We start from the raw sequence: 18606 nt of genomic DNA on the forward strand, positions 1-18606 counted from the left end.
TAAATTTGGTTTTTTATTCCTCAGGTTTAAACCATTCTCCTTTTTCTGCTACTTTTACTAAATGATCTATAGTTAAACATTTTTTATTATTAGGATAAATATATTTTTTTCTTTTAAGTATTTGATTAATAAAATATTTCCAATTTATATTTGGAAAATCTTGAAAGTATGTGTAAAGATCAAAATCTTTAGAATCGATATCAAATTCATTGAAAAAAGAAAGCATTAATGATTCTGCGTCTAACTCTATAATTCCATATTTAGGATCTGCTATATTTATCCCTTTATTAAGATTATTTAATCCCGTTTTTTTCTGAAAAAATAAAATAACTTTTTTTTCCATTTTTTTTAATAACTTAATCTATTATAAATTCTTCTGCCACCATCTAACATAAGAGAAGAGCCAATAATAACTGAATTTCTTCCTAAAAATGTCCCTAATGTAGATGCATTAGGCCCAATAACTGTGAACCATTTACTCCCTAGACTATAATTAAGACCATAATTTCTAAGATATTTAGTAAAAAAAACTGAAGATTTTAATGCTTTTTTTGATGCTCCTCCTACTTTCATAGCTCTTATACCTGAGGATGATTTAGATACTAATGTTACTCCCATTTTGGTTAATTTAGCTCCTACGAAAAACTCGCCTACAGGTAAACAAGTCGTAAAAATATCCCAGGAGGGATCATTTAGGCTTCCTCCGGTTCCTGTATTGGCTAATACTCCGTATGTCCTACTATAAGAGACTTCTCCTCCTTTTTGAAAGGGTACTTTACTTTCTATTATTGTTCCATTTTCATATAAATAATCCATACTATCTCCTCCTTCTTCATTTATCTGTCTATATCCGCCTTTTTCATCCTTCTCATATCCATTATCCAGGCTTTCCCTATGCGCTACATGGTTTAATCCGCTTACAATCAGGTCTGTGGCAGCGCCTTGCCAAAAGTTTCCATTCGTTAAAACTGCGCCAAAACCTCCGCTTACGGTCCCGAAAAACAAAGTGCCGCCTATTTTTGTGCCATCTATGCCGGCGGCGGTTCCTCCCATGCTTACTGTTGTGGATACTAAACTGCTGATACTGCCGCTACTTATTCCTTGAAGTATATCGCCACCGCTTATTCCTTGGATGATCCCTTGGGTTAGTCCATTCATGGCCCCTTCTATGCCTGCAGCCAATATGTCTACTTGTAAATTAGTCAGGGTTTGGGTGGTGGTACTTATTCCGGTGCGGATTACTCCCGCCAAGCTGCCTACTCCATATGCGGCGGCGTTTATTATAAAATAAATAATCCTCTCTTATTTTGTATTATTTTTATTGTATCTTCTAACTTTTTAAATATTGGTTTTGATACAACCATACTATCTATGAACTTATTAAATTTAATTATTTCTGATTTATTTTTACCAATAAATAATTCTTTATTCGAACTTACTGGACTCCCTACTATGGCATCAAAATATTCTTTTTTATTACGATATAAAATAATTTCATTATCAAATGAAGGAACTGTAATACTTTCGAATATATTAATATTACCATTTTTAGTATTCATATGATATATAAAAAACTTTTTTATTATTTTTTTTCTTTCCTTTTCTGCTAAATAATTACTATAAGTTTTATTTATTATTGATCGAAATGTATTTTTACCAAAATTGTATTTACCCCTATAAGGTATAATATAATCCAAATCGTAACCTTTAAAAGATTCTTTTTTTTCCTCATCGTAACAATTTTGAAAGGATAAGATAGATAGAATTAGAAATATATGTTTAATTATTCTTTTCATAATGGTACAATCCCTAAATTAAATATTTTTGCTAATGGCTTCCAAGAATAAGTAGATGGATACTTTATTATTTTATCTTTAAACCCCTGTAATGCTTGATTTTCCAAATTATGAATTTTTAAATAAAAATATGAATAGTTACTTGCTGAAGCCTCTGAATATTTATTATCATATAGTCCTAATGAAAAATGATATGCATGGATAAATTCGTGATTAAACACCATTTGTTTAATTTGTGATGTATAGGTACTTATTTCGAAAGATTTTAAAAATATTTATTTTATATAAATTGTATTATTTTTTATATAAATTGTATCTTTATATATGAATTTATCTTCATAAATAACATAATTATCTATTTCTAATTTTTTCATCTCTTTATAAAAATCATTAGAATTTTTCTGTTCTTTTATTCTACCATTTCTTAGTTCACTAAAAAAATTTAACAGATATATTTTTCCTTTTACATGTTTTTGTGTATACTTATCAATAGTTAATTTATAAAATAACTTAATATTGGTATTGGATTCTAAGTTCATTAATCTATTAAAGTAATATAAGGAATCTAATTTTCTCGTCTCAGGAAAATATTTATCATAATTAATCCTAAGCATTATTGAGTCCATAAACAGATTAAGTTTTTTCTTACTATAAATATTATTTTCGCCTTCAATTTGGATTAACTTAATATTAATATTTCCAGCAAGTAATATATTGTTTAAATCATTTTTATAATTATAATTTAAACTTTGATTCAATATTGGTATAAAAAAATAATTTTTATTCGATCGATTAAATAATGTAATTTTAATTAAGGAATCTTGTTTATCAAATCTATAAGATACTTCTATAGCCTTATTTGATAGGTGATCGCTCTTTTTTTTACATCCAACTGCTATAAGTAATACAACTAATAAAAATAATTTATTTAATTTTAACATTTCCTAACATTTTAATTGCATTATAAACCGTACCATTTACATCTGGCAACATCCAGTTATCTAGTACTTCTTTAGTAGCCTGTCCAATTATATTTAGGTTTAGCCAACCGTTGGTTTGTAAAAATTTATAGGTCATTTTTTGAATGGCTTGATGACCAACGTTATCAATTAATTTATGTGCCCCTTGAACAATTTTTTGTGATGCTATACTTGACAAACCTGCTTTAGATATATTGACATGCCCTAATTCATGTACTAATACATAAGACAATTGCTCTTTAGAAGAAAACGCTCCGGAAGCAAAAAGTATTTTATAATTATCTCCATGTTTCCATATTGAAGATCTAGTTACTCCCAACACTTTTCCTTTGGGTCCAGTTATATTACCTATGGCATCAACATTATACCCTTTAAATCCTAATCCGTCTAAAGATCCTGCATTTGCACCCTCTTTAATCTTATAAAAGGTTATATCTGCTTTTACTAAATCTTTAAAGTTCTCATTATAAACATTTTTAACTTCATCTATAGAGTTGCTTACAGGAGTTAATCCTTCTAGCGAAGAAACTGATTCAATAAGCATTCCTTGGGAAACTCTATATCCTATCCAAAGATTTCCTCCTAATTGTTGAGCCTCTATTCCGCCGATTACTCCGCCCAGTATTCCACCAGTAACTGCGCCTAATAATCCGCCTTTTGCTGGATCGCCTCCACTTACTATTGAACTAAATATCCCTATGACACCTCCTGTTACTGCTCCATAGGGCGCTCCGGGAAGTATTCCTATCGAGGCATTTATTCCTATTATTTCTACCAATAGCCTCCTCCACCTAATCCTACTAACATTAATTTTGTATCTTCATTTTATTTTTTATTATACATAAAAAATTTTAAGTATTAAGATTTTGAAAAATTTCTATTTTTTTCTGTGACCACCCCTCTAAATATATTTCATTAATATCTTCAATCTGCAAAATCGTAATTCCATCTTTTGAGCATTCCTCTGTATAAACTTCCATCAATAAAGAACATTTATCTATTTTTATAATATATCCTAATATATCAAATCCATAATTATGTTTAATTGTTATGCATATATTTTTTGATTTACAAAAATTAAGAAAATCAAATAACAAGATTTCCTTTTCGTTCCTCTCAAAATCTATCTCTTTAATTAATATTCCTTGTGCATTGATTATTTTTTGAATATTCTTTAAATAGAAAGTATCATACTCAATCAAGTAAATTAAGTTCATATTAACCATTGCAAAACCATCGTTTTTTATTTCCGGTGATATTATTGAGATTAAAGTAGCTTCTTCATATACTTTTTCTACATATCCAACTATAAATTTAGAAGTGTCATCTCTATCTAAATATATTCCTATTAAAAATTTTTCCTTTAATGCCTTTTCTAATACATCTACTATCATTTTTATTTTCTTTTATTTGGATTTTGATTCCAGTTAGGTTTTTGTCTATTTTTTGTATTATCTCTTCCTGCTCTTGGTTTTGTATGTTTATTCCAGTTTGAAGGTCTTTTATTAGACCTATGTTCAGAAGCAAAAAAATCGATTATTTTATCTAATGTTACTCCTGATTTTATTATTTCATAACTTTTTTCTAACAAAGAAGGAATCTTAAATATTTTATTTGGATTTATCAACTCTAAACTTCCACTTCCTCCAATTAGTAGATTAGTTATCCATTGTCCTTTATTATAATAATAATTAATACCATTTAACCAATCAAAATAGTTTTCGCCCTCTTTTCCTTCTTTTGGGCAAGTTATACAATCATTTTCTATTTCTATCGTTTTATTTTCTTCTACATTATCTTCCCTATGCGCCACATGATTTAGTCCGCTTACAATCAGGCATGTGGCAGCGCCTTGCCAGAAGTTTCCATTCGTTAAAACTGCGCCAAAGCCTCCGCTTACGGTGCCGAAAAACAAAGTCCCGCCTATTTTTGTGCCATCTATGCCGGCGGCGGTTTCGCTCATTCCTACTGTTGTGGATACTAAACTGCTGATACTGCCGCTGCTTATTCCTTGTAAGATATTATAAAGAAAATTTATAATCTATTTTTCAAAAATAATAGATGAAATGCTCTTATACTCAACCCGTTTTACTTTTTTAGAGTTCTTCCCAATACCCTTTATCTACCCAATTAACTAACATCAATAGGGTTATAGGTTGTATTTTTCTTAACTTTTTCCCAAACAAAAATTTCCTAATAAAATACCCACCCTCATCATCTATATATTTATCGAAAGGGAATTGTTTTATACTTAAATTAAACTCTTTCGTAAAGTCAATTATAAATTCATATTTATCATCACCAAACATTCCTATATCATCAAGTGTTGTTTCTAATTTTAGTTTGTCTAATTTAAAATTCCAATATTTACCAATAAATATTTTTACTTTATCTTCATTAAGACTATACATTTTATTGTTGATTAGTTGTTATCCTATTATATATTACTTGTGTATTATAAAGTGTCTTTCCTATATCATAGGTTAATACTCCCCAACCTATTGGGCCTACAACTCTACCTAAAAATTTCCCCAATACTTTTGTATACCTTAGACTGCCACCTCTAATATGTGTAGGAAGTCTTTGAGACATTTTTTGAGGAAAAATTTTAGAACCATATTTTGAAGCGTAAGAAGTTTTTGATGACGATTCTTCAATAATAAAAGGCTTATCTATAGAAGGAAACGTAAAATCTAAAGCTGCAGCAAGGGAAACAACATCTTTAATACCTAATTGTTCTGATGCCTGATCTAAAAGTATGGCTCCATATAACTCCTCTTTACTTTCATAAGTTTTATTATTATATTTATAGGGTGGATCGGTATTTTCGTTATTATTTTCTATATCAATAGTTGATTTATTATTGAAAGGGTAAGCAATCCTATGCACCACATGATTCAATCCGCTTACGATTAGGCCTGTGGCGGCGCCTTGCCAGAAGTTTCCATTCGTTAAAACTGCGCCAAAACCTCCGCTTACGCTTCCGAAAAATAGGGTCCCGCCTATTTTTGTGCCATCTACTCCGGCGACGGTTCCTCCCATGTTTACTGCCTGCTGAAGATTGCTCGTTAATTAAGCTTCGTGAATTGTGCTCACTCTAATTGATGATATACTCATTATTTTATTGAGCGTTTTCTTACTCATAATAAGATTCAAATTATTTATTTAAATTATAATCATAATATTATAAATTATATCAAGTATTAAGTTATTATTTCCTTTTCATTAAATATATAGGATAAAAAAATAGTGATGAAATAATGATTATGGTAAGAACTATTTTTTTATCTCGTTCAATTTTACTTTTTAATTCTTTTGCCTTTTTAATCTGTTGTTCTGTTGGACTTAAACCTTCTAACTGTGCTTCATATTTATCTGAAACACATAAATCAAGATATTTTAATGACAATCCTATTATTATAATAAACAGTCCTATTGTTACTTTTGTTTTTATTCTCATACTTAATTATTTTGCCCCCCAAATACGTCTAGAAGGATTATATCCGTGATTATAGTACCATAATTGCTGAAAATCATGTCGCATCCCTGCTGGAGTTTGTGCAGGCCTTATATTTGCTCCTCCATAATTTAAAGCTTTATATGTGATTGTTGTGCAATTATTGCCACCTGGTCCTAATAAATTATATGTATCTATAGCTCTTCCATATTTATAATTACCAATCACAAATTGGTAGCATCTGAGATATCTTTAGGAATAAAATTATTATAAAATTTTCCTGTACCTTTAGAATCAAGTCTTCCTACTGTGACCTCATTGGAATTTTTCGAAAGCTCTAAACCTGGCCTTAAAGTGAAGTGTACTCTTTCGCCTATTGGTAAATATTTATCTTCTATTTTTTCTTGGTTGAGTTTTGAGATTTTAATTAATAATTCTCCTAATGATTTCAACCCTTCTGGATCACCATGTATTAACACTTCGTCCCACTTAGATATTTCTCCTTCAAATTCATCTTCGTTATGAATCACTAAAATATCTAAATTCCCTGTGATTTTTATATTTTTATTTGTTTTCATACCTATTTCAAATTATTTTATTTTTTTACTTATAGTGCTAACAAAGCCGTTCCCCCCGAAAAATAAATGATACTTCCTATTAGTATGGCACTTCCAAGAATTATTCCCATTGTCTTAAAATTTACTCCCATTTGAGAATAATCTGATGTTCTTTTAGTAGGAATATCCAAATTATTACATTCAAATTTTGGATAAACATTTGTATAACCTCCCCCTTTAGGCTCTTGTCTATCCCAATGAGGAGCATGTGTTCCTCCATGATCAGTTGGTACCCATACCCTTCCATCCTTATCAATCCACCCTGAACCTTGTCCATTAGGATTTTTAACCTTTCTAGCACCTCCTTTTGGAGGAACATATTCTGGATGATCGGGGGGACTTTCTTTCAAATCTTTTAATGTCTTCCCTTTTTCTTTTCGATCGCCATCTCCCATTTGATGCGCCACATGATTCAATCCGCTTACAATCAGGCCTGTGGCAACGCCTTGCCAGAAGTTTCCATTCGTTAAAACTGCGCCAAAACCTCCGCTTACGCTTCCGAAAAATAGGGTACCGCCTATTTTTGTGCCATCTATGCCGGCGGCGGTTCCTCCCATGCCTACTGTTGTGGATACTAAACTGCTGATACTGCCGCTGCTTATTCCTTGAAGTATATCGCCACCGCTTATTCCTTGGATGATCCCTTGGGTTAGTCCATTCATGGCCCCTTCTATGCCTGAAGCCAATATGTCTACCTACATCCAATTTATATTTTACTCATTATTTATACTAATGTGTGTGATGAGCATATTTATAAATCTAACTTATTTTCATTTACAATTCCTTTTTTTGTTCACGATTTTTCAGAAACTATATAAGGATAAAGGTAACCTTACTAACGTTATTTCATAAAATTCTAAATAACTTATAATTACAAAATATATGGAATAAATTAATAGGATAATATAATAATAATAAATTTTCTTAACTATTTTTCGCACACTATTATTTTTTATTTTATGAATTAAATATTTAATTGTAATTACAATAAATGAACTTTCTGAAAAAAGAACTAATGGAATAAAATCTAATCCGCCTATCCCAATTAAATACATTGAATTTACCCCTATTTTTCTATTTATATAATGTAAGCTATCTCCAAACAAATAACATAAAAAATAAAATAAGAAAAAATATATAATTGTTGCTACAATTAGAAATAGTATGTTTGTACTAATTTTTTTCATATCGTTAATTAATTTTTACTAAGAATTATGGCTATAACCGGAGTTTTTTTTGATTATAGTAAAATATGATTAATATTTGAGATAAATCTATTAATCCTTTCTTCTTTTATCAAGGTTTTTGTTGTTATAATTTTTTCTAATAATGATTTATTATAAACAATATCATCTATTTCTATTTTGGTATACATAATAATTTTTTGTAACCCTAGATTAGTTTGAATTTCAACAATTATTTTACACAAATAATCATCTTCCTCTTTTCTGTAATCATAGTTTAAAATTGTTAATTCCGGTAATTCATCCAATTTATTAGCATAATAGGAATTTACCAATTGCCTAATTTCTTTATCTGATAATTGAGATTCTTGTATTTGAACAGTATTTGATGAATCTACTTTTTCATAATTTTGAGTATTGCTATTTACTATTTTTATAATATAGGTTGTTCGATTTTTTTTTTCTTCTTGCCTAATCTTTATGACTTTAATATTAGCATCAATTATTTTTCTAGTATTATGCGGACAACATGAAAATAATATAAAAACACTTAAAATTAATACTATAATGCTTCTCATTTAATTTTTACTTTATACCTAATTTAATAATATGCTGTAAATTACTCCAAGAATATCCTTTCGGAAAGGGTTTTATCATTTTTCTAAAATAAATCATATTTATTTTACTCATATTATAAACTTTACTATAAGCTAATGAGTAGGAACTTGCTGCACTTTCAGAATAATTAACGTTAGTAAGTCCTAATGAAAAATGATATGCATGGATAAATTCATGATTAAATGTCATTTGTTTTAAATTATTAGTTACATATTTAAGACCTGGAGAAAACCATATTGTACTTGTTGGCTTACTAAAAATATGCTCTTTATAGGTAGTAATTCCTCCTATAAAAGTCTTTTTATCAGAATCTTTGATAAAACCTGTTGAAGCATCATATACATAAGTACCCTTAGGCAAATTATTATTATTTGCCAAATAAATATTATCTATTCGCAATTTTTCTTTTATTTTCTCTACATCACCTGAATATATTTCAATATCTCTATTTAATTCAATTTCATTATTATATAGTTCTTTAGCATTTCTTTCTGATTCAATTGCTTCCGATATATCTATTGGTGATTCTACTATTTTTTTTATACCCTTTCCTGTCCAAAGATTTCCTCCTAATTGTTGAGCCTCTATTCCGCCGATTACTCCGCCCAGTATTCCGCCAGTAACTGCGCCTAATAATCCGCCTTTTACTGGATCGCCTCCACTTACTATTGAACTAAACACCCCTATGACACCTCCCGTTACTGCTCCATAGGCCGCTCCGGGAAGTATTCCTATCGGGGCATATAATGCCGATAGACTTCCCAATGAATTTGTTGTGCCTGACCTTAAGATCTCTTCTATTATTTTTATTATAAATATTTGATAATAAACTTTATAACTACAAAAAAAATTAAAAAATTATCTGTTAAAAAATATTGAAGTATTGTAATAACAAAATTCTCATTGAAGAAAGTAATTTTAGTTTAATGATCAAACCCTGTTATATATGATGTATAAAAATTATAAATCAAATATATCAACACAGCTACTTCTATGACCACTATAATAGATTTGATAAATTTTATATTTTTTATAAGAAATATCAAGTTTAAAATAATGTAGAGAATTAAAAAACATATCACAATAATATCTGAAAGGATATAATTAAAAATGCTTTTATATCGCCATTCTACAGAATTATTAGAAAATTCATAAACTTTTATATATTCTTCAGGGGTTGTCCAAATACTAAATACATCGGCAAAAATTATAATAATCAAAAAAATACTTAATCCAACTAAAAAATGTATTTTCCATTTAAAAATTTTATTCATATTATTTATATTTAACTATTACAGGAATGGTAGTATTTTCATAATTACTTAGTGCTTTAAAAAAATTTAAATCATTACTCATAAGATCTATACAACCTGCACTACCTGGATAACTTCCCCCGTGTATAAACATATTGGTTATTCCATATGAATTAGTTCCATTAATTTTTACTCTAGCAACTCCCCAAGCAATTGGTCCTCCCGGCCAAGTTCCCGCTTTTATTCCTACAAATCCGCCTAAAGCAAGGGTTTTCTGCAAGGCAGATTGCTCTGTCCACCATTGAATATCTTTTGTGTTTATAGAGTAATTTCCTCCAGGAATTGGTCCTACTCCTTTCTCACCCCATCTATCAATTGAGTAGCTAAATGAGCCATCGCTAGAAGGTCTTCCAGATACAGCGGGAAACGAAACAATTACATTTCCCTTTTCATCATATAAAGTTAATGTCTTTCCATCAAAAACTATTTTCGGCGGATAGGTAGAATTTTTGATTGAATTGATTTCTTTCAATCTATTGGTAGTTGAATGCGCTACATGATTCAATCCGCTTACGATCAGTCCTGTGGCGGCGCCTTGCCAGAAGTTTCCATTCGTTAAAACTGCGCCAAAACCTCCGCTTACGGTGCCGAAAAATTGTAGAATATGAGTTTGTCTTTTACTTTAGCAAATGTTAAATATAACGCTATTTTTATTACATATTATTATAATATTAAGTTTATATGAAATAATTTATACTAATTAAGAGTATAATAATTATTATTAAATTTATTAGATAAAAAAAGTCATTTTTTAATAATACTCTCCATAAATAAAATAATATAAATATGAAACTCATTATATTTATTAATTTTTTGGCATAAATTATTGGAGAAATAATACTATATCCTGTATTTATTCTATATGGTTTATAATAAATGTATTTAGAAAAGAAAATTATATTGAGCATCATTATTATATACAATCCAAATGATAGTAATATTTTAATTATTTTTTTAAAATCCATAACCCGCTGTTAATTTATTATTATTTTTAATCCCATATATGTAATTTAAATCTAAAAATAAATTATAAAAAATTTCTCCATCAATTTTTGCGCTAATAGATCCTTTTAAATGAAAACCACTCATTTTATTTATATTCATATGCTTAACATTTAAAACTCCATCTTTTACGTTAAGAACGGTAGCTGCGTTAATTAATAATTTATTATTCCATGAAACATTAAATTTTCCATCTCCTAATATTTCAATTTTTTTAATTGCTCGTTGAATATCTTGCTTAAGATTGTATTTATTTTTTATTTCTTTCCCTGTAAGAATTGTACCTTTTTTTCTTTAAGAAGTTCTATAACTAAACTTTCAACATTTTTATCATTTTGAAGTTGTTCTAAGCTTTTATTTATTGAATTAATTCTTATCTCATGCTCTATATGATTCAATCCGCTTACGATCAGTCCTGTGGCGGCGCCTTGCCAGAAGTTTCCATTCGTTAAAACTGCACCAAAACCTCCGCTTACGGTGCCGAAAAACAAAGTGCCGCCTATTTTTGTGCCATCTACTCCGGCGGCGGTTCCGCTCATTCCTACTGTTGTGGATACTAAACTGCTGATACTGCCGCTGCTTATTCCTTGAAGTATATCGCCACCGCTTATTCCTTGGATGATCCCTTGGGTCAGTCCATTCATGGCGCCTTCTATGCCTGCAGCCAGTATGTCTACTTGTAAATTAGTCAGGGTTTGCGTGGTGGTACATATTCCGGTTCGGATTACTCCCGCCAAGCTGCCTACTCCATATGCGGCGGCACCCCCGGCGCCTCCCATTACCACGCTCTTCACAAAGCCTCCCCATAGAAAGGAATCGGTGCAGAGTGCATAGTAGACGATTCAATATCTATATAAACTCCCGGATATTTAATTAAATTCTAACTAAGCAACGACTAATCATATTTTAAATTAATATGCTCATAATACATATCATAGATCTAATTTAATATAATTATTTATATCTCACTACTAATGTATCTTCTATGTAAATATCTCTTTTATAGGGTAAATATCCTTTTAGATTTATTCTTTCAAATAATTTCAGTCTTTCCTTTTCTTTTGGCAATAGGAACATTTGAGAACGTACGGCATATTCTAATTGATTATTTAAACTATCACCTTTATAATCAATCTTATAATATAGGGAAATTTCACTTTTTCTTTTAAGACAAATCCCTTCAAAAACACATACCAAGGTACTATCTGTTCCAATACCATATTTATTTATAGGGACATAATTACATCGATATGAATCTATGGAATCTATCTTTTTATTTAATTCTATCATGCTTATTGAATCGTATGGCCCTTCTATTTTGTAAAATCCTGAATTTGTCCAATTATTTTTTAATTTTTTAATTTTTCTACTTAATACCGGGTATAAAAAATCACATGTGCTTCTTTTATCTATAAAACTAAATCTGCTTCCTATAAAATAATAATTGGTGTCTGTTTTGTTTATATATCTAATTTTTAACATTGTGTCTTTTTTATTGAAAGAGGCAAACATTTGTATTCCATCTTGGTCTTTATTTATATTTCTCTCTTTTTTCATGCATGAAATTAGCAGTATATATATAAGTATATAATAGCAGGTTATTTTCATATTATTTGAATTTTATTATCTTTTCTAATTTCTTTATTGAATTATATAAGTCCGGATAATCGTTTATTATTTGATTGGATGTTCCTAACAAATATTTATCTACTCCATTTACAAAACCATTTATATTTTTATTTAACCATCCGTTCATTTTTAATAAATTATATTGCATTTTATAAATAGCTGCATGTCCATAATTATCAAATCCTAATCCACTCGCCGGTGTATTGGCTAATTGTGATAATCCTAAATTATTATGAATTACATGTCCCATTTCGTGAATAAAGGTAGAAGCTAATTGTTCTTTTGAGGAAAATGCAGCCGGCGCAAAATGGATATTTGACATCCCGTGCTTCATATACTTGATGTGGTTACTGCTATTGCTCTTGATCCTGTTGAATTATTTACAAATACATTACCTTGTAAAGTATAACCTGTAGGTGATTCTAAGGTTATCTTATCTAGACCAAATTTTTCTCCTCTTGGATAACCGCTTTCCGATACACTTAAATTTTCTGTTTTTATTTTTATTACTTCTTCTATATCGTATTGTACTGAGGTGGTTCCGTTTATTGTAGTGCCTGCTGTGGCTAGTTGTTCATGAGGTGCTCTATATCCTGTCCAAAGATTTCCTCCTAATTGTTAAGCCTCTATTCCGCCGATTACTCCGCCCAGTATTCCGCCAGTAACTGCGCCTAATAATCCGCCTTTTGCTGGATCGCCTCCACTTACTATTGAACTAAACACCCCTATGACACCTCCTGTTACTGCTCCATAGGCCGCCCCGGGAAGTATTTAAAAATTTATTCAAATTCATTATACTAATCTATATAACCATATAAAATAAAAATAAAATTATAACAATTATAATATTAACAATTATTAAAAAACTTACTATTTTATTTTTTCTTTCTAAAAAAATTAGGTACAATATCATAAGTATTGCAGATATTATATAAATGCATATAGGATAAATTATCGTATTTAAAATTGAATAAAAATGCCAATCTACAACTTTATGGATGATAATATATGCAATCAAATAAATAATTATGTTAATAATTATATACAAAAAATTTTTAAAATAACTTCCAACTTTTTTTATCATACAGATTTAATTTATATGCGTTTTGAAATACATAAATATTTATAGGATCTCCCCTTAATGTACCTGCCCCCTTAACATGAAAATAATTTATATGTTTATAATTAACTTTTTCAACAATAAATTTTGAATTATCTTTCAATTTAGTTGGAGTAAGAGAAGAAGCTGTTTCCATACCAAATTTTAAATCTAGATAAATCCCCTCTTTTGTTCTTTGAATATAATCTATAAATTTATAGGCTTTCGATAGCTTGATATCCCATTTTGATAATTCTTTTCCAGTTATTTTACTTCCCACATCTAAATTCATAAATTTTTCAATTAATTGCTCACCTGTCAATCCCTTTGTTATTTGTTCTAACCTTTTATTTATTGAATTAATTCTTATCTCATGCTCTATATGATTCAATCCGCTTACAATCAGGCCTGTGGCGGCGCCTTGCCAAAAGTTTCCATTCGTTAAAACTGAGCCAAAACCTCCGCTTACGGTCCCGAAAAACAAAGTGCCGCCTATTTTTGTGCCATCTATGCCGGCAGCGGTTCCGCTCATTCCTACCACCGAGGCTACCAAGCTACTAACTCACCCATTACTAAAGCCTTTTAAGATATTGAAAATTAAAAACTTAATGCCCCATATTCCAATAATTAAGAAATACTTTATAATCTATTATTTCATAATCTTCTATATTTTCAAAAATAATTGAAGAATCTACAAACAATCCATATTTTTTTTCCAAAGGTGCTTTATAAATTATCTTTTTATTATTATTAAATGCTATTTCTTTAATAGGTATGTTATTATTATCTAGTAATAAATACCAATACTTAATATCTTTTTGTTTATTTAAATTTCCTGAAAGAATACTTTTATCTACTTTTATAACTTTCATATTATTTTACTTTTGGTGGTTTGATAATTGGAGTATTTTTAAACCAAGTATGAGGTTTGTACCAATTATATTTATGTATGTGATAATGAAAAGGAATTCCTTTACCTCCTCCTTTTAAACCTTTAGTAACAGTTGCTCCTACTGATCCTGCTCCATTAACAAGTTGATTTGAGACAACGGTATCTCCCCATCTTATGACATCGCTAAGATTAGAAATCCCTAATCTTGATAATCCCATTTTCGCTATTATACCTGCACCTTTTGTAACAACATATGCTTCAAACATATCCCATGAAGGATCATTTAGGCTTCCTCCGGTTCCTGTATTGGCTAATACTCCATATGTCCTACTATAAGAGACTTCTCCTCCTTTTTGAAAGGGTACTTTACTTTCTATTATTGTTCCATTTTCATATAAATAATACATACTATCTCCTACTTCTTCATTTATCTGTCTATATCCACCCTTTCCATCTTTCTCATATCCATTATCTGGACTTTCCCTATGCGCCACATGGTTTAATCCGCTTACAATCAGGCCTGTGGCGGCGCCTTGCCAGAAGTTTCCATTCGTTAAAACTGCGCCAAAACCTCCGCTTACGGTGCCGAAAAACAAAGTCCCGCCTATTTTTGTGCCATCTATGCCGGCGGCGGTTCCGATTATTAATACTTTTAACTTCTATTTATTCTGTTTCTGACATTTCTTCATCATCCGGTGGACAATATAAATCTAAGTCAAATTCTACTTCTATTTGTCTTATAAATTCATTATATCTTGGGGTTAAATGTACCCACGGTGTGCTCTCTTTTCTGTTATAAATAAATAGGGCTAGGGAAAATTCATATTCGCAGCCGTACTTTTTACTTAACATCTGTAGTATTTCTATTTTAGGTTCTAATAAATCCAACATGGCATTGAGTTGATCTTCAAATAAAGATTTATTATCTAAGGGGTTATCTATCCTCCATCCATTTTTTTTTGCCAATATCTTCATTTTTGGATTCATTGGCTTTCCTTTTATGTATATCATGGTAGGATTGATATTAAGCAATTTTGTAATATCTTCATGAGTAATATCATCATAACCCCATATAAAAAATTCAAAATATAACTCATTTAAATCTAGCTTGTACATACTATTTTATTTAATTTACTTGATTAATATATTCATTGGTGTTATTCATAAATATAGGAACTATCGTTGGCATAAAAAATGGAGTTAAGCGGGTAGATGCCTTATCTATAAATAACACAAACCAAAGGGTTTTAATGCTTTAACCAGCTATTTATATTTTTTATAACCGTAGAATCCTTTCCATATCTTATTTCATATACTTTATTAAAGTTTATTTTTTTTGCCTCAAATTCTCCAAATTCAATCAATTTTTTATCCTTATAATACAATTCAATACTATATCTTTTCTCTTTATTTATTAAAAATTCCATCATACCCTTTTCGTTGGTTCTTAATTCTTGTATTTTATGAAGTTTCCACCACAATTTCCCAAATATAGATTTCTCTATCTCATATATTACAATATCAACGTTTGGCAAAGGATTTTTTGCAGAATCTATTACTTGGATACGCATTTTATTATTATCAACTGCTAAATAAGTTTTTTTACACGAAGCAATAATAAATTCAATTATCAATGTAATGAATATAATTATTACTATAATAATTTTGTATCTATTAACTAAATTAAAAACCATAGTGGTACGTATTAAGAGAATGCCTTATAATATTAATATGATTTACAGATGAATCAGTAAACTGATGGTTAACTACATTTATATAATTGGAATGAACTTTATTCCCCCAAAACGGGTTGCCGGGTTTAAACATATATTCTTGATTTTGTTGGTAAAAATTTACTACCATTCCAACATTATTTTGCTTAAGATCAAATGATTGGTATTGTAGAAATCAACATTGAAATTTTCATGAATTTCAGATTTATATCCAAACTTATTATTATATAATGATACCATTCCTATTATTATAATTCCTGTTAAAATAGAATGATAATTTTTCTATTGTTTCTCTTTTTCGTAAATAATGTTAATCTAAGCTCAGAGATTTATCCGATTAAATATGTACTACATGCACTTTTTTTATTTCATTTTTGAAGAATATTTATCAATTATTTTAAATAATAAGAATAAAAAATATTTGATTACTAAAATAATAAAAACGATTATCAAAAAAATTAACACTAAATTTTTTAATAATTTAAAATACTTAAAATATAATAAAGATTTATTTAAATTTATATGCTTATAATTTTTATTTATTTTGAATACTTCTTCAAAATAGTGTTCCTCTTTCCATTTTTTATTTACCGGTCTTATTCCTATCTTTATTTTTTTATTATTCCCTTCTGAATCATTTAATCCAACTATTATATCATGGGAAGTAAAAAAATAATCTGTGATTTTTTTTATCAAAATTTTAGGCGAATTTTCTATTTCTATAACTTCATCTTTTCTTACTAGATATCCATTCATATTATTTTCTTCTATAATAATTCCCTGATCTCCTAAATCAGAACCTGCAAATAAAATATGATATCCTGAAGGTATTTTTTTACTTAACCATCCATTTCCAAAGCCATAATAATAGGCTTGATAATCCATCATTAGATAAAGTACTATCAATGATATGAATAAAAATAATATTTTCTTCATTGTTATTTATTTTATATTAGTACCCACAGAGTACCCCGGATTTTTATATGTTATGGAGAATTCCCAGGGAATATAACTATATGGCTTTCCTCCCGGTAGTTCTATTTTTAAATCTATAGGGTCCCAAAATCCATCCTTTACAAATGCTTTAAACTTTGTTGTACACTTCGTTGAATTACATGTGGTGGCATATTCTACATTTGTCCTTCCCACATGAAACATGTCGTTTGTTAAATCGATTCCATACCAATAAGTTTTTCTCTCTGCTTTTCCTTCTATTAATTTCGTTACTACATTTCTTGTCCTTTTATTTCTAAGTACCGCTTTTTTTGTATTTGTTCCCAGTTCTACCGGTTCTCCGTCTCCGTTAAAATAATGATTTACTGCACCTAGATTGGAATCGATCACTTTTTTATTTTTGCTTTTCTTTACTGGAGGATCTGCCCTATGCGCCACATGATTCAATCCGCTTACAATCAGGCCTGTGGCAGCGCCTTGCCAGAAGTTTCCATTCGTTAAAACTGCGCCAAAACCTCCGCTTACGGTGCCGAAAAACAATGTGCCGCCTATTTTTGTGCCATCTATGCCGGCGGCGGTTCCTCCCATGCTTACTGTTGAGGATACTAAACTGCTGATACTGCCGCTGCTTATTCCTTGTTATAATGTTACAATCGATTATCTCTTGTTTATTCCTCAGGTTTAAACCATTCTCCTTTTTCTGCTACTTTTACTAAATGATCTATAGTTAAGGGTGTTTTTAACGGATAATTAATCTTTTGACGTAAAATATTTTTTAGTAACAATTTCAAAGAATAGTCAGGATATTGAAAATATTCATCTATAACGAATTCAGAGTAATCAATAGAAAATTCTTTAAAAAACTTTTCCATAATATACTCGGCATCTATATCAAAGAGAGAATAATTAGGATCTGCTATGTTACTTGATAAATCAATATTTTTAATACCCAAATTATTTTTAAAAAATTCGAGTACTTTGTTTTCTATTTCTATCATCTTAATGTTTTAAAAACTAATTCTATTATATAAATTTGTTACCTTATTATATAAACTATTGCTACCGTGTAAAAACATTGCTCCTCCAATGAGTAAAGAATTTCTGCCATAGAAAGTTGCCCAAGTATGAGCTTCTCCAAATAAGGTAGGAAGAGATTTTATTCCCATTATATTAATTGACCGTGATCCAATTAATTTTTGAAAATAAACAGATGATTTTAATGTTGTCTTTGACGCTCCAAAAACAGTTCTAATACCTACTGAAGATTTAAGTATTTTAGTTCCCCCCATTTTAACTAAATTAAAGCCTATTTTTAATTCTCCTACAGATAAA

At 29.4% G+C, this 18606-nt stretch carries 31 protein-coding genes; all 31 read right to left on the bottom strand.

All coding sequences use genetic code 11. The features are described from left to right. Nucleotides 1-13: 13 nt before the first annotated feature. The 31 genes from ASC36_RS04890 to ASC36_RS05050 all read right to left on the bottom strand — a co-directional run bounded on the left by ASC36_RS04890 (nucleotide 14) and on the right by ASC36_RS05050 (nucleotide 18563). Nucleotides 14-343, bottom strand: coding sequence for a DUF1493 family protein (locus ASC36_RS04890; protein ID WP_055425375.1), 330 nt, complete (start codon nucleotides 341-343; stop codon nucleotides 14-16). A 5-nt stretch (nucleotides 344-348) separates the two neighbouring features. After that, nucleotides 349-1251 (bottom strand): hypothetical protein, encoded by a 903-nt coding sequence (locus ASC36_RS04895; protein ID WP_055425376.1) that lies wholly within the window; start codon nucleotides 1249-1251, stop codon nucleotides 349-351. Nucleotides 1252-1280: 29 nt separating this feature from the next. Next, on the bottom strand, nucleotides 1281-1796 hold the full coding sequence (locus ASC36_RS04900) for a hypothetical protein (RefSeq protein ID WP_055425377.1): 516 nt from the start codon (nucleotides 1794-1796) through the stop codon (nucleotides 1281-1283). Beyond that, complete coding sequence (locus ASC36_RS04905; protein WP_055425378.1) at nucleotides 1793-2020, bottom strand: hypothetical protein; 228 nt, start codon at nucleotides 2018-2020, stop codon at nucleotides 1793-1795. The genes ASC36_RS04900 and ASC36_RS04905 overlap by 4 nt, the downstream gene beginning before the upstream one ends. A 51-nt stretch (nucleotides 2021-2071) precedes the next feature. Continuing rightward, nucleotides 2072-2422 carry a hypothetical protein gene (locus tag ASC36_RS10645; protein WP_141656197.1) on the bottom strand — a complete coding sequence of 117 codons (351 nt, stop codon included), beginning with the start codon at nucleotides 2420-2422 and terminating at the stop codon, nucleotides 2072-2074. A gap of 298 nt (nucleotides 2423-2720) precedes the next feature. Continuing rightward, nucleotides 2721-3554 carry a hypothetical protein gene (locus ASC36_RS04915; RefSeq protein WP_055425380.1) on the bottom strand — a complete coding sequence of 278 codons (834 nt, stop codon included), beginning with the start codon at nucleotides 3552-3554 and terminating at the stop codon, nucleotides 2721-2723. A 73-nt stretch (nucleotides 3555-3627) separates the two neighbouring features. Beyond that, nucleotides 3628-4170, bottom strand: a complete 543-nt coding sequence (locus ASC36_RS04920) for a hypothetical protein (protein WP_055425381.1) — start codon at nucleotides 4168-4170, stop codon at nucleotides 3628-3630. 2 nt (nucleotides 4171-4172) lie between these two features. Beyond that, a complete protein-coding gene (locus tag ASC36_RS04925; protein WP_055425382.1) occupies nucleotides 4173-4739 on the bottom strand; it encodes a hypothetical protein in 567 nt (188 codons plus the stop codon). A 133-nt stretch (nucleotides 4740-4872) separates the two neighbouring features. Next, on the bottom strand, nucleotides 4873-5187 hold the full coding sequence (locus ASC36_RS04930) for a DUF1493 family protein (RefSeq protein ID WP_055425383.1): 315 nt from the start codon (nucleotides 5185-5187) through the stop codon (nucleotides 4873-4875). A gap of 1 nt (nucleotide 5188) precedes the next feature. Then, nucleotides 5189-5818, bottom strand: a complete 630-nt coding sequence (locus ASC36_RS04935; protein WP_055425384.1) for a hypothetical protein — start codon at nucleotides 5816-5818, stop codon at nucleotides 5189-5191. 169 nt (nucleotides 5819-5987) lie between these two features. Continuing rightward, nucleotides 5988-6236, bottom strand: a complete 249-nt coding sequence (locus ASC36_RS04940) for a hypothetical protein (protein ID WP_055425385.1) — start codon at nucleotides 6234-6236, stop codon at nucleotides 5988-5990. Nucleotides 6237-6242: 6 nt separating this feature from the next. Next, nucleotides 6243-6461: a hypothetical protein gene (locus ASC36_RS04945; protein ID WP_055425386.1), complete on the bottom strand. Its 219-nt coding sequence runs from the start codon at nucleotides 6459-6461 to the stop codon at nucleotides 6243-6245. Then, nucleotides 6458-6811: an Imm32 family immunity protein gene (locus ASC36_RS04950; RefSeq protein ID WP_245630741.1), complete on the bottom strand. Its 354-nt coding sequence runs from the start codon at nucleotides 6809-6811 to the stop codon at nucleotides 6458-6460. The genes ASC36_RS04945 and ASC36_RS04950 overlap by 4 nt, the downstream gene beginning before the upstream one ends. Nucleotides 6812-6840: 29 nt before the next feature. Then, nucleotides 6841-7536 carry a polymorphic toxin type 37 domain-containing protein gene (locus ASC36_RS04955; RefSeq protein WP_055425387.1) on the bottom strand — a complete coding sequence of 232 codons (696 nt, stop codon included), beginning with the start codon at nucleotides 7534-7536 and terminating at the stop codon, nucleotides 6841-6843. A 554-nt stretch (nucleotides 7537-8090) separates the two neighbouring features. Further along, nucleotides 8091-8612, bottom strand: coding sequence for a hypothetical protein (locus ASC36_RS04965; RefSeq protein WP_055425389.1), 522 nt, complete (start codon nucleotides 8610-8612; stop codon nucleotides 8091-8093). A 7-nt stretch (nucleotides 8613-8619) separates the two neighbouring features. Beyond that, nucleotides 8620-9417, bottom strand: coding sequence for a hypothetical protein (locus ASC36_RS04970; RefSeq protein ID WP_055425390.1), 798 nt, complete (start codon nucleotides 9415-9417; stop codon nucleotides 8620-8622). Nucleotides 9418-9927: 510 nt separating this feature from the next. Continuing rightward, nucleotides 9928-10470 (bottom strand): L,D-transpeptidase family protein, encoded by a 543-nt coding sequence (locus ASC36_RS04980; RefSeq protein ID WP_055425392.1) that lies wholly within the window; start codon nucleotides 10468-10470, stop codon nucleotides 9928-9930. Nucleotides 10471-10919: 449 nt separating this feature from the next. Beyond that, entirely contained in the window at nucleotides 10920-11069 is a 150-nt protein-coding gene (locus ASC36_RS10650) for a hypothetical protein (RefSeq protein WP_156332311.1), read from the bottom strand. Nucleotides 11070-11224: 155 nt separating this feature from the next. Beyond that, the gene (locus tag ASC36_RS04985; protein ID WP_141656198.1) at nucleotides 11225-11761 is read right to left on the bottom strand and encodes a hypothetical protein; all 537 of its coding nucleotides are present in this window, start codon (nucleotides 11759-11761) and stop codon (nucleotides 11225-11227) included. Between the two features lie 160 nt (nucleotides 11762-11921). Continuing rightward, the gene (locus ASC36_RS04990) at nucleotides 11922-12524 is read right to left on the bottom strand and encodes a hypothetical protein (protein WP_055425394.1); all 603 of its coding nucleotides are present in this window, start codon (nucleotides 12522-12524) and stop codon (nucleotides 11922-11924) included. Between the two features lie 52 nt (nucleotides 12525-12576). Beyond that, entirely contained in the window at nucleotides 12577-12930 is a 354-nt protein-coding gene (locus ASC36_RS04995) for a Zn-dependent oligopeptidase (protein WP_141656199.1), read from the bottom strand. A gap of 721 nt (nucleotides 12931-13651) precedes the next feature. Beyond that, a complete protein-coding gene (locus ASC36_RS05005; protein WP_055425397.1) occupies nucleotides 13652-14248 on the bottom strand; it encodes a hypothetical protein in 597 nt (198 codons plus the stop codon). A gap of 52 nt (nucleotides 14249-14300) precedes the next feature. Then, nucleotides 14301-14567, bottom strand: a complete 267-nt coding sequence (locus tag ASC36_RS05010) for a hypothetical protein (RefSeq protein ID WP_055425398.1) — start codon at nucleotides 14565-14567, stop codon at nucleotides 14301-14303. A gap of 1 nt (nucleotide 14568) precedes the next feature. Further along, complete coding sequence (locus ASC36_RS05015) at nucleotides 14569-15183, bottom strand: hypothetical protein (protein ID WP_055425399.1); 615 nt, start codon at nucleotides 15181-15183, stop codon at nucleotides 14569-14571. Between the two features lie 67 nt (nucleotides 15184-15250). After that, the gene (locus ASC36_RS05020; protein WP_055425400.1) at nucleotides 15251-15703 is read right to left on the bottom strand and encodes a DUF4279 domain-containing protein; all 453 of its coding nucleotides are present in this window, start codon (nucleotides 15701-15703) and stop codon (nucleotides 15251-15253) included. Between the two features lie 131 nt (nucleotides 15704-15834). Then, complete coding sequence (locus tag ASC36_RS05025) at nucleotides 15835-16158, bottom strand: hypothetical protein (protein ID WP_141656200.1); 324 nt, start codon at nucleotides 16156-16158, stop codon at nucleotides 15835-15837. 112 nt (nucleotides 16159-16270) lie between these two features. After that, on the bottom strand, nucleotides 16271-16450 hold the full coding sequence (locus ASC36_RS05030) for a hypothetical protein (RefSeq protein ID WP_055425402.1): 180 nt from the start codon (nucleotides 16448-16450) through the stop codon (nucleotides 16271-16273). Nucleotides 16451-16683: 233 nt separating this feature from the next. Further along, a complete protein-coding gene (locus ASC36_RS05035) occupies nucleotides 16684-17256 on the bottom strand; it encodes a hypothetical protein (protein WP_141656201.1) in 573 nt (190 codons plus the stop codon). 6 nt (nucleotides 17257-17262) lie between these two features. Then, nucleotides 17263-17862, bottom strand: a complete 600-nt coding sequence (locus ASC36_RS05040) for a hypothetical protein (protein ID WP_055425404.1) — start codon at nucleotides 17860-17862, stop codon at nucleotides 17263-17265. 80 nt (nucleotides 17863-17942) lie between these two features. After that, a complete protein-coding gene (locus tag ASC36_RS05045) occupies nucleotides 17943-18272 on the bottom strand; it encodes a DUF1493 family protein (protein WP_055425405.1) in 330 nt (109 codons plus the stop codon). A gap of 9 nt (nucleotides 18273-18281) precedes the next feature. Further along, on the bottom strand, nucleotides 18282-18563 hold the full coding sequence (locus ASC36_RS05050; RefSeq protein ID WP_055425406.1) for a hypothetical protein: 282 nt from the start codon (nucleotides 18561-18563) through the stop codon (nucleotides 18282-18284). Nucleotides 18564-18606: the final 43 nt, after the last annotated feature.

Source organism: Apibacter mensalis (assembly GCF_001418685.1).
Classification (GTDB): Bacteria; Bacteroidota; Bacteroidia; order Flavobacteriales; family Weeksellaceae; genus Apibacter; species Apibacter mensalis.

Bases quoted from the DNA above. Each gene is read 5' to 3' on its own strand.
- ASC36_RS04995 (WP_141656199.1), bottom strand. From the start codon at position 12,930: ATGAAGCACGGGATGTCAAATATCCATTTTGCGCCGGCTGCATTTTCC.
- ASC36_RS04920 (WP_055425381.1), bottom strand. From the start codon at position 4,170: ATGATAGTAGATGTATTAGAAAAGGCATTAAAGGAAAAATTTTTAATA.
- ASC36_RS05040 (WP_055425404.1), bottom strand. From the start codon at position 17,862: ATGGGAGGAACCGCCGCCGGCATAGATGGCACAAAAATAGGCGGCACA.
- ASC36_RS04935 (WP_055425384.1), bottom strand. From the start codon at position 5,818: ATGGGAGGAACCGTCGCCGGAGTAGATGGCACAAAAATAGGCGGGACC.
- ASC36_RS04950 (WP_245630741.1), bottom strand. From the start codon at position 6,811: ATGAAAACAAATAAAAATATAAAAATCACAGGGAATTTAGATATTTTA.
- ASC36_RS04900 (WP_055425377.1), bottom strand. From the start codon at position 1,796: ATGAAAAGAATAATTAAACATATATTTCTAATTCTATCTATCTTATCC.
- ASC36_RS05050 (WP_055425406.1), bottom strand. From the start codon at position 18,563: ATGGGGGGAACTAAAATACTTAAATCTTCAGTAGGTATTAGAACTGTT.
- ASC36_RS05030 (WP_055425402.1), bottom strand. From the start codon at position 16,450: ATGGTAGTAAATTTTTACCAACAAAATCAAGAATATATGTTTAAACCC.
- ASC36_RS04940 (WP_055425385.1), bottom strand. From the start codon at position 6,236: ATGAGAATAAAAACAAAAGTAACAATAGGACTGTTTATTATAATAATA.
- ASC36_RS04905 (WP_055425378.1), bottom strand. From the start codon at position 2,020: ATGGTGTTTAATCACGAATTTATCCATGCATATCATTTTTCATTAGGA.
- ASC36_RS10650 (WP_156332311.1), bottom strand. From the start codon at position 11,069: ATGAATATAAATAAAATGAGTGGTTTTCATTTAAAAGGATCTATTAGC.
- ASC36_RS05045 (WP_055425405.1), bottom strand. From the start codon at position 18,272: ATGATAGAAATAGAAAACAAAGTACTCGAATTTTTTAAAAATAATTTG.
- ASC36_RS05010 (WP_055425398.1), bottom strand. From the start codon at position 14,567: ATGAAAGTTATAAAAGTAGATAAAAGTATTCTTTCAGGAAATTTAAAT.
- ASC36_RS10645 (WP_141656197.1), bottom strand. From the start codon at position 2,422: ATGGACTCAATAATGCTTAGGATTAATTATGATAAATATTTTCCTGAG.
- ASC36_RS05025 (WP_141656200.1), bottom strand. From the start codon at position 16,158: ATGCGTATCCAAGTAATAGATTCTGCAAAAAATCCTTTGCCAAACGTT.
- ASC36_RS05020 (WP_055425400.1), bottom strand. From the start codon at position 15,703: ATGTACAAGCTAGATTTAAATGAGTTATATTTTGAATTTTTTATATGG.
- ASC36_RS04965 (WP_055425389.1), bottom strand. From the start codon at position 8,612: ATGAGAAGCATTATAGTATTAATTTTAAGTGTTTTTATATTATTTTCA.
- ASC36_RS04990 (WP_055425394.1), bottom strand. From the start codon at position 12,524: ATGAAAAAAGAGAGAAATATAAATAAAGACCAAGATGGAATACAAATG.
- ASC36_RS04930 (WP_055425383.1), bottom strand. From the start codon at position 5,187: ATGTATAGTCTTAATGAAGATAAAGTAAAAATATTTATTGGTAAATAT.
- ASC36_RS04890 (WP_055425375.1), bottom strand. From the start codon at position 343: ATGGAAAAAAAAGTTATTTTATTTTTTCAGAAAAAAACGGGATTAAAT.
- ASC36_RS05035 (WP_141656201.1), bottom strand. From the start codon at position 17,256: ATGAAGAAAATATTATTTTTATTCATATCATTGATAGTACTTTATCTA.
- ASC36_RS04925 (WP_055425382.1), bottom strand. From the start codon at position 4,739: ATGAGCGAAACCGCCGCCGGCATAGATGGCACAAAAATAGGCGGGACT.